The sequence below is a fragment of the Kineosporiaceae bacterium SCSIO 59966 genome, assembly GCA_020881835.1.
Taxonomy (GTDB): domain Bacteria; phylum Actinomycetota; class Actinomycetes; order Actinomycetales; family SCSIO-59966; genus SCSIO-59966.
The window spans coordinates 2,574,442-2,586,288 of the sequence record CP052876.1 but is presented as its reverse complement, the minus strand read 5'-3'; the positions used below and the strand labels follow the sequence as shown (position 1 = coordinate 2,586,288).

Here is an 11,847-nt window from a genome sequence, read left to right as displayed (position 1 = left end):
ACGTTCTATGCGAACCCCCTCCCAGAACGCCATTACTACGAGGGGAGGGGTTCACGGGGCGGAGAAGGCGGTCGGGTCGACCTCGACCCAGATGTGGGCGGCCCGGGCCAGCAGCGCGCCGTCCGCGGCCCGGCGCAGGGCGGTGGCCGTGAGCGTGCGGCGTCCGGATCGCCCCAGGACGGTCCCGACGACGACGCACGGCTCGCCCACCCGAGGCCGCTCCGGGACGGCGGCAGTGATCGTGCCGAGCACCATCGGCCGCCCGACGAGGTCTGCCGACCACCCACCTGGGCAGTCCAGCGCGGCCCAGACGACCGGCAGCGCCACGCGTCCGTCCCCGGCGTCCAGGTCCTCCGGCGGCGTCCACGGGCAGGCGGTCATCTCCTCCCGGAACAGCAGGTGGCCCGGCTCGAGGCGCAACCCGTCGGGGCGCTGCGTGCCGCACACGAAGCAGGTCGGGAACGGGTGGTCCTGCCGGCCCGCGTACCGGACCGTCGCCGCGGTCGCCGTCTCCAGGTCGACCGCCGGTAGGTCGGGACCCAGCGCCTCCTCGGTCGCGACGGCCGCGGTCAGGACGACGTCGCCGTCGATCCGGGCGGTGGCCGTGTCGTCCGCGACCTCGACGCTCATCGGGACGTCGAGCGGCGGTGGCCGGTGCAAGCGGACCGACACCGGGCGAGCGGACGCCTCCGGCGGCAGCAGCAGCGCCGCCAGTGCCCCGGCCGACCAGCCGCCGTTTGCCGAGGCGGGCGGACCGTTGAACCGAGCGGGGACGACGAGATCGGGCATGCCCGTGACGGTAGCGGTCCGGGCTACCGTGTGCTCGGGTCCGGCGGACCGGGCCGGGACGAAGGACGGAGCACGGTGAGCGACCTCATCGACACCACGGAGATGTACCTCCGCACGATCTACGAGCTGGAGGAGGAGGGCATCGTCCCGCTGCGCGCCCGGATCGCCGAGCGCCTGCAGCAGAGCGGCCCCACCGTCTCCCAGACCGTCGCCCGAATGGAGCGTGACGGCCTCGTCGTCGTCGCCGGTGACCGGCACCTCGAGCTGACCGAGGAGGGCCGCCGCAAGGCCACCCGGGTGATGCGCAAGCACCGGCTCGCCGAGCGGCTGCTCGTCGACGTCATCGGCCTGGAGTGGGAGTACGTCCACGAGGAGGCCTGCCGCTGGGAGCACGTCATGAGCGAGCGGGTCGAGCGCAAGATCCTCGCCATGATCGGCTCCCCGGCCGAGTCGCCCTACGGCAACCCGATCCCCGGCCTGGACGAGCTCGGCCACCCCGGCGCGTCCGGGGCGCAGCCGGTGGCTGCGCTGACGACCCTGGCGGACGCCGCCCGGCAGGCCGGCGGGGAGCCGGTGGACGTCGTGGTGCGGCGGCTGGGCGAACCGCTGCAGACCGACCCCGAGCTGATGCACCGCCTCGCCGTCGGCGGCGTGCGCCCGGGCGGCCGGGTCGTCGTGCGCGCGGGCGACGGCGGGCAGGTGCTCGTCGGCGGTGCCCTCACCCTGCCCGGTCCGGTCGCCTCGCACGTCTTCGTGGTCCCCGGTGACACCCGCTGACGAGCCGGACTGCGCCGAGGACCTGGCCGCCGTCCTGCGCTCGCTGATCGACGACGCCCGGTTCGCCGAGCTTGGCGAGGCTCTGCGCAGCGTCGAGCAGCTCAGCGGTGCCCAGCGCCGCCGGGCGCTGGCCCTGTGCCGGGCCGGCGCGCGGCTGGTCCAGCTCGACGCGGTCGGCTTCGACGAGGTGGACGGTGTGCCGGCCGACCTGGCCGCGCAGGTCCGGGCGATGCGGTTCCCTGACACCTACGACGACCCCGACCGTGGGTCGCTCGCGTCGTTGGTCCCGCTGTACGGGCTCATGCTCGAGGTGCTGGAGACCCACTGGTCCCGCGAGGAGACCGCGTTCGTCGTCCTCGTCCTGCACCTCATGGCCGAGTACCTGCCCGTGCTGGCGTGGGAGTCGGTGCTCGGCCACGCCGCCGACCCGCCCCGCCTTCGGGACCACGTGACCGGGACGATGTGGGGCACCGAGGACTGTCCGATGCCGAGGCACCGGCGGTCCGCGGCGGAGCGGGTCCTGGCGATGCGACCGGGCGAGGACTCCGGCCCCGTCCCGCCGGAGCAGTGGCGGGCGTACCTCGACCGGTGGCACGCCCGCGTTGCTGCGGGTCTGCGCCAGTGCGCGCTGCGTCCTGGACATGGCCGGCCCGACCCCGGCGACGCCGGGTGCGACCGGGCTTGCGGGGTGGTCACGGTCCTGCCCGGTGAGGTGCTGGAGAACCTGGCCGACCGGATGACGCTGGCCGCCGCCTTCGCGTCGTCGCCGGTGGTCGCCCTGCGGCACAGCGCCCCGGTCGGCCACTTCTTCGGCGTCCCCGGTCCGGACGACGTCCAGGCCGCGTGGGCGGAGACCCTGGAGCGCATCGGACGCCCGTGGGAGGACGGGGCCGGGGAGGACCGGAACCTCGTGCTGGCCGACGTGGCCGACGTCGACGGCGGCGAGCGGCGGCCCGAGGCGCTGCCCGGTCTGGCCGGGGTCCTCACCGTGGTGGCGGGGCAGCCGATCCGTCCGACGACGGTGCTGGACCGTCTGCGCCGGGAGGTCACCGCCGTCCTGGACGACGTGCTGGCGGGATGAGCGGCCGGCCTGCCGCTCAACCGCGTCCACGCGGTGTGATGATGCTCACAACACGTTGCGTGGTGTCTTAGTGCGGTGAGTGACATTTTCGGGCAGTGAGCCGGACGTCGTGACCATCTCTTGACCAAGGCTTGGCCCGACACGGGAGCCCGTTTTCGCTGGTCCTGGGCTGGTCCAGACGGGTCAGCGGTCAGGGTCGGACGGCGTCGTGACCTGGACGTGACATTGCCAGGGCGGCTCGCTACTGTCGCCCTCGCTTCCGGGACCCCCTCCCCGGAGCCCGACGTCGGAACGCCGAGCCCTGCCACCGACGGAGGTCCAGAACGACACCGCAGGCAGGGGCGGGGGAACCACACGTTTCCCGGGACCCATGGGTCCCTCGGGGTGAAGCCGCACGAGCGGCCGGGTGACTTTCCCACCCGAACCCGACAGCTCACCTCGTAGGCGTGGGAGAGGCACTGCAACTGTGAGCACACGACCCCGTGGGCGCTACCGCGCTGAGGTGCGTCCGAAGACCCCGCTGTCGACGCTGTCCGAGGCGGTCAGCGCGAACGCGGCGACGATGGGCCGCCGGTCTGCCGTTCTCGCCGCCTCCAGTGGGCTCGTCGTCACCATGGGCCTGCCGGCCGCCGGTGCCACCACCGGCACCGACACCGCGGGTCGACCGGACGCCGGCACGACCGAGGCCGTCGCGGCCGTGCCCGAGCAGGCTGGTGAGAAGGCCGCCCCGGCTGCTGCCGCCGTCCAGGTCGTCGCCGCTGCCGACGACGCCGAGCTACGCATCAAGCTGCCGCACGTCAGCACGGCCGAAGCGCCGCCGCCACCGCCGCCGGAGCCCGAGCCCGCCGTGCGCGACGAGCAGCGTCGCCAGACGGCGTCCCGCAGCACCACGCGCGAGTCGACCGGCAGCTCGTCGTCCGGGTCGTCGGAGGGGTCCGCGTCCGCTGCTGCACCAGTCACCTCCGCCTCGGGTTCCAACAGCGCGATCCTCGCGATCGCTGCCCGCTACGTCGGCACGCCGTACAGCTACGGCGGCGCCTCGCCGTCCGGCTTCGACTGCTCCGGCTACACCCAGTACGTGTACGGCCAGGCGGGCATCTCCCTGCCCCGCACGTCCGGTGGCCAGGGTTCCGGCGGACGCCGGATCTCGGCCAGCGAGGCCCGTCCCGGCGACCTGGTCTGGAGCGGCAGCGGCCACATCGGCATCTACGCCGGCGGCGGGATGATGTACGACGCCCCGCGCAGTGGCAAGACCGTGCAGAAGCGCAGCATCTGGTTCAACCCGATCTTCGTGACCTACACGCACTGATCCGTCGTCGTCCGAGCCGTCGGCCCGGTACCGCACGCCGCGGTGCCGGGCCGATGGCGTTCGTGGCCGCCTTCCGGCGACGGGTAGGTGACCCAGGGTGCTGGGCCGGCGGGCCGGTGGGCCGTACCCTGCCCCTGTGCGCCCCCGCACGCTCGTCCTCAATGCGGGCTTCGAGCCACTCGCCGTGGTGTCCCTGCGGCGGGCGATCGTCCTCGTCCTCACCGGGAAGGCGGTCGTGCTCGCGACGGACGGCCCCGGCGTCCGCTCGAGCTCCGTCGTCCTGGACCGGCCGTCGGTGATCCTGCTGTCCCGCTACGTCCGGGTGCCACGAGCCCGGACGATGCCGGTGTCGCGCCAGGGCGTGCTGCGACGCGACGCGCAGCGCTGCGCCTACTGCCGTGGGCCGGCGACCACCGTCGACCACGTGCTGCCGCGCAGCCGGGGCGGCCCGGACTCCTGGGAGAACCTCGTGGCCTGCTGCGTGCGGTGCAACAACGTCAAGGGCAACCGGACGCCGGAGGAGCTCGGCTGGACCCTGCACGTCGTCCCGCGCCCGCCGCACGGCCCCGCCTGGACCCTCCGGCACGCCGAGCCGCTCCACCCGTTGTGGGTGGACTACCTGCCCGCTGCTGCCTGACCTCGACGCCCCTCTTCACCCCTTCGCCACAGAATGCTGGATCGGGCACGTGTTGGCCGGCGTGTCGCGCCACCAACCCAGCATTCTGCGGGAAGGCGGTGGGGGCGCGAGGGTGGCGGGATTGCATGATCACGGTGGGGGGCGGGGGGCGGGGGGTGGGGTGCTGGGGGAGGAGGAGTGGTCGGGCACAGTGGCGTCATGGCTGACGTCCCGCTGACCCGTCCTGAGCTCGCCGGCACCTTCGGCATGGTGGCCTCCACCCACTGGCTGGCGTCGCAGACCGGGATGGGGGTGCTGGAGCGCGGCGGCAACGCCTTCGACGCCGCCGCGGCCGCGGGCTTCGTCCTGCAGGTCGTCGAGCCCCACCTCAACGGCCCCGCCGGCGACCTGCCGATCGTCCTGTGGAGCGGTACGGACCAGCGCGCGCACGTCGTCTGCGGCCAGGGCCCGTCCCCGCAGGCCGCGACGCTGCAGGCGTTCGCCGACCTGGGCCTGGACGCCGTGCCGGGCACCGGCCTGCTCGCCGCCACCGTCCCGGGGGCCTTCGGGGCCTGGACCCTGATGCTGCAGCGCTGGGGGACCTGGCGGCTGCGCGACGTCCTGGAGCCGGCCATCGGCTACGCCCGGCACGGGGCGCCGGTGCTGCCGCGGGTCTCCCGCACGATCGACGCGGTCTCGGCGCTGTTCACCGACGAGTGGACGACGTCCGCCCAGACCTACCTGGACGGCGGCCGGGCCCCGGCGCCCTGGTCCCGGTGGCGGCTCACCCGGCTCGCGGACACCTACGAGCGCGTGCTCACCGAGGCCGAGGCCGCCTCGAGTGACCGGGACGCCCAGATCGAGGCCGCCCGCGACGTCTGGTACCGCGGCTTCGTCGCCGAGGCGGTCGACACCTTCGCCCGGACGACGACCTGGCTGGACACCTCGGGACGGCGGCACGGCGGGCTGCTGAGCGCCGACGACCTGGCCCGCTGGCAGCCGACCGTCGAGGAGCCGCTGTCGGGCCGCTACCGCGACGTCGAGGTGCTCAAGACCGGTCCCTGGGGCCAGGGGCCGGTGTTGCTGCAGTCCCTGCACATCCTCGACGGACTCGACCTCGCCGGCCCGGACGGGGACCTGGCGGACGACGACCCGGACTGGATCCACCTCACCACCGAGGCCTCCAAGCTGGCGTTCGCCGACCGCGAGGCCTGGTACGGCGACCCCGAGCACGTCGACGTCCCGCTCGCCACCCTGCTGTCGCAGGACTACGCCGCCGAGCGGCGCCGGCTCATCGACCCGGCCCGCGCCGACCGGGAGCTGCGCCCCGGGTCCCCGGACGGGCGGACCCCCCGGCTGCCCGACGTCCCTCCCGAGGGTCTCGGCGGCACCCGGGACGCCTCGGTCGGTGAGCCGACCGTCCGCCGCGACGGCCGTACCCGGGGGGACACCTGCCACGTCGACGTCGTCGACCGGTGGGGGAACATGGTCGCCGCCACCCCGAGCGGCGCGTGGCTGCAGTCCTCCCCGGTCGTGCCCGACCTCGGCTTCCCGCTGGGGACCCGGGCGCAGATGTTCTGGCTCACCGAGGGCCTGCCGACGACCCTCGCCCCCGGCGTCCGGCCGCGGACCACCCTGTCGCCGTCCCTGGCCCTGCGCGACGGCGAGCCGTGGATCGCGTTCGGCACCCCCGGCGGCGACCAGCAGGACCAGTGGAGTCTCGTGCTGCTGCTGCGGATGGTGCACGCCGCCGAGGCGTCGCGGCGGCGTGGCGAGCCGGTGTGGACCGGCCTGCAGGCGGCCGTGGACGCCCCGATGTTCCACCACGACCACATGCCGTCCTCTTTCTTCCCGCGGCAGACCTTCCCGGCAAGGCTCACCGTCGAGGACCGCGTGCCCCGCCCGGTGCTCGACGAGCTCGCCCGCCGCGGGCACGACGTGCAGGCCGTCGACGGCTGGTCGCTGGGGCGGTTGTCGGCCGTCGCCCGGGACGGCGGGTGGCTGCGGGCCGCTGCCAACCCCCGGGGCGCCCAGGGGTACGCGGTGGGCCGCTGACCCACCTCGCGCGGGCCTGTTGTGAGGGGCGCCGGGACCGGGGCGGGGAGTGCCGAGCCGGGGGCCCTGGACCGGCGACGGGGCGGACCGACAGACTGACCGCATGACGGACGCGCAGGTCGTGCTGGTCGGTGTCGACGGCTCCGAGGCGGGCAACTACGCCCTGGACTGGGCGGTGGAGGAGGCGGTCCGGCTCGGCTGGTCGCTGCACCTCGTCTGCGCGTACACGATCCCGGTCACCGCGGGCATCGCCGGGGAGATCACCACGCCGCTCATCGACGACGAGTCGGTCCGGGCCGCCGCCGAGGCGACGTGCGCGGACGCCGCCCGGCGGGTCGCGGCCCACCCGCAGGCGCCGCCGGTGCGCACCGACGTCGTCTACGGCGACGCCGCCGGCGTCCTCGTCGACGCGTCCGAGGGTGCCGGTCTCGCCGTCATCGGCAAGCGGGGCCGCGGCGGGTTCGCCCGTCGGCTCCTCGGCGGGGTGTCCAGCGCGCTGCCCGCCCACGCCGCCTGCCCGACCGTGGTCGTCCCGTTGCCACGCCCCGTGGACGACGAGGCCGGCGTCCAGGAGCGGTCCGGCGTGGTCGTCGGCGTCGACGGCTCACCGGCCGCCGCCCGGGCCGCGGACGTCGCGGCAGCGTTCGCCGAGCGCCGCGGCTGGCCGCTGCGCCTGGTCGCCGCCGTCCCGCTCGCCGTCCCGACGCTGGCGTGGGTGCCGACCGCGCTGGACCCCGACCCGCTGATCGCGGAGGTGCGGGCCGAGCTGGCCGCCGACGCGGACGCCGTCCGGGCGAACCACCCCGGCCTGGAGGTGACGACCGCGGTCGAGCACGACTCTCCGGCCCGGGCGCTGACCGACGCGTCGGCGACCGCGGGGCTCGTCGCGGTCGGGGCCCGCGGGCACGGCGGGTTCACCGGGATGCTCCTGGGGTCGGTGAGCCAGGCGGTCCTCCAGCACGCCCAGGGCCCGGTGCTCGTCGTCCCGCACCGTGAGCGGGACGACGCCGGCTTGCGGGCCGACGGGGACGCGGGTAGGCCTGCGGTATGAGTGAACCGCAGCGCAGGGACCTCGGGCAGGCGACCCCCGGCGAGGAGCCCGGCGCCGGCATCGCCGACCCGGCCACCGTGGCCGGCGGCACCATCGGTGCCGGCGACCCGTCGGCGGAGGCCACCGCCGAGCAGGTCGACCCGGCCGGTCACCCCCACGAGCCGGCGCCCGAGGTGCCGCAGAATCCGCCCGACGCGAGCGACCGGGCCGAGGACACCTCACGCGAGGTGCGCGAGGCGCGCGAGGAGGTCCGGGACACCGGCGGCCTCGGCGAGGGCGAGGATCAGGGCAGCTGGGGCCCGGGGTGGGAGCGGGAGTAGGGCTCCATCAGGTCGCCGTCGGTCGCGAGCCGGTCGAGCACCTCGTCGTAGGTCAGCTGGCGCAGCCCCGGGCCGATCTCGTCCCACCGTCGGGGGGCCGCCACCGTGGGCCGGTCCCGGCCGCGCAGCGAGTACGGCGTGATGGTCGTCTTCGCCGCGGTGTTCTGGCTCCAGTCGAGCAGCACCTTGCCGCGGCGCAGCGACTTCGTCATCGTCGCGGTGACGAGGTCCTTGTGGTCGCGGGCGAGTCCCCGGGCGAGCCGCTCGGCGTAGCCACGCACGGCGTCCGCCGCGTCCTTGGCGGCCAGCGGCGCGTACAGCTGCAGGCCCTTGCCGCCGCTGGTCACCGGCACCGCCTCCAGCCCGTCGTCGGCGAGGCGCTCGGCGACCAGGTGCGCGACCGCCGCGCACTGCTCCAGGCCGGCTCCCTCCCCGGGGTCCAGGTCGACGACGAGGCGGTCGGGGTGGCGCACCGCGCCGCGTCGACCGACCGTCCACTGCGGGGTGTGCAGCTCGAGGGCGGAGAGGTTGCCGAGCCAGGCCAGGGTCGCGACGTCCTCGACGAGCGGGTACTCGATGAACCCGTCGGACGCCGGGACGCGCACGGTCCGGACCCAGGACGGCGTCCCGGCCGGCACGTTCTTCTCGAAGAACCGCTGGGGGTCGCCGACGCCGTGCGGCCAGCGGATCCGGGTCACCGGCCGCTCGTGGAGCTGGGCCAGCAGCGGCCCGCTGACCCGCACCAGGTAGTCGATCACCTCGGCCTTCGTCGTCCCGGTGGCCGGGTAGAGCACCTTCTGCAGGTTCGTCAGCCGTAGCCGGCGCCCGCCGACCTCGACGTGGGTGACCTCGTCGGCCGCCGGGTTCACCGCTCCTCCACGGGGTCGGCCTCGGCGTCGGTGCGCACGCCGAGGTAGGCCGGCTGGCGCAGCCGGCCGGCCGTCGTCCAGCCGAGGTGCACCACCTCGACGGCGAGCACCGGCTCGCACCAGGTGGCCCCCGCGGCGTCCACCCGTGGCACCGGGTCCGCGAACGGGCAGTCCGCCCGGGCCAGCGGGGAGAGGCGCTCGGCGAGGTCGCGCTGGGCGGTGCGCCCGATGCCGCTGCCGACCCGCCCGAGGTAGCGCAGGGCGCCGCCGGCGTCCGGTGCGCCGACGAGCAGCGCGCCGACGGTCCGGGTGGTGTCGGTCTGCGGCCGCCAGCCGCCGACGACGACGGTCCGGGTCGGGCGGTGGGGCACCTTCACCCAGTGCGGGCTGCGCCGCCCCGGTTCGTACACCGAGGTGCGCCGCTTGGCGACGACGCCCTCGAGTCCCTGCTCGCGGGTGGCGGCGAGCAGCGCCGGGCCGTCCTCGTAGAGCGGGGACAGCTGCACCGGGCCGTCCGGCAGGGGCAGCCGCTCGAGGGTCGCACGTCGCTCGGTCAGCGGCCGGCCGGTGAGGTCCACCCCGTAGAGCCGCAGGACGTCGAAGACGACGTAGCTGACCGGTCGGGTGCGGGCGAGCCGGCGGGCGCGGGCGGCGTCCCGGACGTGGATCCGCTCCTGCAGCGCGGGGAAGGAGGGCCGGCCGGCGTCGTCCAGGGCGACGACCTCGCCGTCGAGCAGGACGTCGGGCAGCTCGGCCAGGCACGCCAGCTCGGGGAACGCGGCCGTCACCGGCCGGCCGGTGCGGCTGAGCAGCCGCAGGTCGCCGTCCGAGGCGTCCGCGAGGACCCGGATCCCGTCCCACTTCACCTCGAACACCCAGTCGGCGCCGGTCGGCAGCCGGCCGGGTTCGGGGCTCGGAGTGGCGAGCATGGGCTGCACGGGGCCATCCTGCCGGGCAGGGAGATCATCGGCCGGATGAGAGGTGTCGCGTCGTGAGGGCGATCTGGAAGGGTGCGGTCTCGTTCGGCCTCGTCAACGTGCCGGTGCGGCTGTACGCGGCGACCGGGGAGAAGGACATCACGTTCCACCAGGTGCACGTCGTGGACGGCGGCCGGATCCGCTACAAGCGGGTGTGCAGCCTGGACGGCGAGGAGGTGCCCTACGGCGAGATCGCCAAGGGGTACGAGACGGACGACGGCGAGCTCGTCACGCTGACCGATGAGGACTTCGCCCAGCTGCCGCTGAAGACCAGCCGCGAGATCGACGTCGTCGAGTTCGTGCCGGCAGAGCAGGTGGACCCCATCCTGTTCGCCAAGACCTACTACCTGGAGCCGGAGAAGTCGGCCCTCAAGCCCTACGCGCTGCTGCGTGAGGCGCTGGTGGAGACCGACCGGATGGCCGTGGTCAAGGTGGCGCTGCGCCAGCGCGAGACGCTGGCGGTGCTGCGGGTCCGGGACAACGTCATCTGCCTGCAGACCATGCTGTGGCCGGACGAGGTGCGGGCCGCGGACTTCGAGATCCTCGAGTCCGACGTCGAGCTGCGGCCCCAGGAGCTGAAGATGGCGGCCTCGCTCGTGGAGTCCCTCGCCGGAGACTTCCGGCCGGAGCAGTTCTCCGACCAGTACGCCGAGGCGCTGCGCGAGCTCATCGAGGCCAAGGTGGGTGCCGGCGAGGTGCGCCGTCCCCAGGCCGAGGTCGAGGAGGAGGGCGCCGGCGGGCAGGTCGTCGACCTGCTCACTGCCCTGCAGCGCAGCGTCGAACGGGCCCGGGCCGGGCGTGGCGGTGACGCCGAGCCGGCCGCGGAGGAGCCGCCGGCGGCGAAGGCTGCCGCGCGAAAGTCGGCGGCGAAGAAGGCGCCGGCCAAGAAGGCGGCCACGAAGAAGGCGCCGGCCAAGAAGGCACCGGCCAAGAAGGCGGCTACGAAGCAGGCGCCGGCCAAGAAGGCGGCCACGACGAAGGCGCCGGCCAAGAAGGCGGCCACGACGAAGGCGCCGGCCAAGAAGGCGCCCCGCAAGACCGCCTGACCCCCGCGATCTCTGGAGGCCTTCCGGGGTCTCCGGCCCGGTCGAGACCCCGGAAAGTCTCCAGAGATCGGTCAGAGGTGGGGGTAGAGATCGGTCAGAGGTGGGTGCGCAGCCAGGTGGTGACGATGCCGTGGACCTCGGGGGCGATCTCGTGCCCGACGCCGGGCAGGAGCCGGACGTCGAGGTCCGCGTGCGGGGCGACGTCCGGCAGGTCGACGAGCGGGCGGAACCCGGTGAACAGGTGCGGGACGACGTCCGCGCCCTGGACCGGGACCGAACGGTCCAGCTCCCCGTGCAGGTGCAGCGCCTCGAACGCCCCGTCGCAGGTCGACGTCGTGATGGTCGCGTTGACGACGGCGATGGCGTCGACGAGCTCGGGCCGCTCGCAGGCGAGGCGGTAGGCGAGCATGCCGCCGTTGGAGTAGCCGACGACCGCGACCTGGGAGGCGCCCTCGGCGCGCAGCCGGGTCAGCGTCCGGGCGAGGAAGCCGACGTCGTCGACACCGGAGCGCGCGGCCGACCCGCAGCAGCCGCCGGCGTTCCAGGACGTGCGCCGACCCAGACCCGTCGGGTACACCACGGTGGCGTCGAGCTCCTGGGCCCACTCGTCCGCGTCGAGGTCGCGGCGCAGCTGCTCGGGACCGGCCGTGTACCCGTGCAGGGCCAGCACCACGCGCTCACGCACCGGCTCGTCGGCGGGGACGACGAGCAGCGGGCGCTCGGCGTCCGGCACCGCCGGGATCAGCGGGTCCGGCTGCAGGACCGGAGCCGGCGCCGAGGTCGACTCGGCGGGCGCGCCGCCGACGACCTCGGCCCCTGCCAGCATGACCACCGCGAGCGCCACGGCGGCCGCAGCGGCGCGGGGCAGCAGCCGGCGGCGGCTGAGCGGGGTGCTCACCGCACCAGGATGCGGCACCGGTCCGGTGCTGCCGGTAGCGGGGCGCCACCGGGTGGGTG

The 11,847-nt window shown here is 75.0% G+C and carries 12 protein-coding genes; 8 read left to right on the top strand and 4 right to left on the bottom strand.

Going from position 1 to position 11,847, the window contains the following annotated elements; all coding sequences use genetic code 11:
- Positions 1-51: 51 nt before the first annotated feature.
- On the bottom strand, positions 52-789 hold the full coding sequence (locus HJG43_12105; protein ID UER55159.1) for a hypothetical protein: 738 nt from the start codon (positions 787-789) through the stop codon (positions 52-54).
- A 75-nt stretch (positions 790-864) separates the two neighbouring features.
- Here HJG43_12105 and HJG43_12100 point away from each other — a divergent pair, with 75 nt between their 5' ends.
- The 7 genes from HJG43_12100 (at position 865) to HJG43_12070 (ending at position 7,998) form a co-directional block, all read left to right on the top strand.
- Positions 865-1,566: a metal-dependent transcriptional regulator gene (locus HJG43_12100; protein UER55158.1), complete on the top strand. Its 702-nt coding sequence runs from the start codon at positions 865-867 to the stop codon at positions 1,564-1,566.
- Complete coding sequence (locus tag HJG43_12095) at positions 1,553-2,647, top strand: hypothetical protein (GenBank protein ID UER55157.1); 1,095 nt, start codon at positions 1,553-1,555, stop codon at positions 2,645-2,647. The genes HJG43_12100 and HJG43_12095 overlap by 14 nt, the downstream gene beginning before the upstream one ends.
- Before the next feature lie 406 nt (positions 2,648-3,053).
- Positions 3,054-3,956: a C40 family peptidase gene (locus tag HJG43_12090; GenBank protein UER55156.1), complete on the top strand. Its 903-nt coding sequence runs from the start codon at positions 3,054-3,056 to the stop codon at positions 3,954-3,956.
- Between the two features lie 136 nt (positions 3,957-4,092).
- Positions 4,093-4,593 (top strand): HNH endonuclease, encoded by a 501-nt coding sequence (locus tag HJG43_12085; protein ID UER55155.1) that lies wholly within the window; start codon positions 4,093-4,095, stop codon positions 4,591-4,593.
- A 198-nt stretch (positions 4,594-4,791) separates the two neighbouring features.
- The gene (locus HJG43_12080; GenBank protein ID UER55154.1) at positions 4,792-6,627 is read left to right on the top strand and encodes a gamma-glutamyltransferase family protein; all 1,836 of its coding nucleotides are present in this window, start codon (positions 4,792-4,794) and stop codon (positions 6,625-6,627) included.
- A gap of 103 nt (positions 6,628-6,730) precedes the next feature.
- A complete protein-coding gene (locus tag HJG43_12075) occupies positions 6,731-7,678 on the top strand; it encodes a universal stress protein (protein UER55153.1) in 948 nt (315 codons plus the stop codon).
- Complete coding sequence (locus HJG43_12070) at positions 7,675-7,998, top strand: hypothetical protein (protein ID UER55152.1); 324 nt, start codon at positions 7,675-7,677, stop codon at positions 7,996-7,998. The genes HJG43_12075 and HJG43_12070 overlap by 4 nt, the downstream gene beginning before the upstream one ends.
- Here the strand turns inward: HJG43_12070 and HJG43_12065 are convergent.
- Both HJG43_12065 and HJG43_12060 read right to left on the bottom strand, forming a co-directional pair.
- Complete coding sequence (locus HJG43_12065; GenBank protein ID UER55151.1) at positions 7,962-8,867, bottom strand: ATP-dependent DNA ligase; 906 nt, start codon at positions 8,865-8,867, stop codon at positions 7,962-7,964. The two genes, HJG43_12070 and HJG43_12065, sit on opposite strands and share 37 nt — an antisense overlap.
- On the bottom strand, positions 8,864-9,805 hold the full coding sequence (locus HJG43_12060; GenBank protein UER55150.1) for a DNA ligase: 942 nt from the start codon (positions 9,803-9,805) through the stop codon (positions 8,864-8,866). Before HJG43_12060 ends, HJG43_12065 begins: the two co-directional genes overlap by 4 nt.
- Before the next feature lie 53 nt (positions 9,806-9,858).
- Between HJG43_12060 and HJG43_12055 the strand changes: the two genes are divergently transcribed.
- Complete coding sequence (locus HJG43_12055) at positions 9,859-10,890, top strand: Ku protein (protein ID UER55149.1); 1,032 nt, start codon at positions 9,859-9,861, stop codon at positions 10,888-10,890.
- Positions 10,891-10,984: 94 nt separating this feature from the next.
- Here the strand turns inward: HJG43_12055 and HJG43_12050 are convergent, their stop codons facing one another.
- Positions 10,985-11,788, bottom strand: a complete 804-nt coding sequence (locus tag HJG43_12050; GenBank protein UER55148.1) for a hypothetical protein — start codon at positions 11,786-11,788, stop codon at positions 10,985-10,987.
- Positions 11,789-11,847 lie beyond the last annotated feature (59 nt).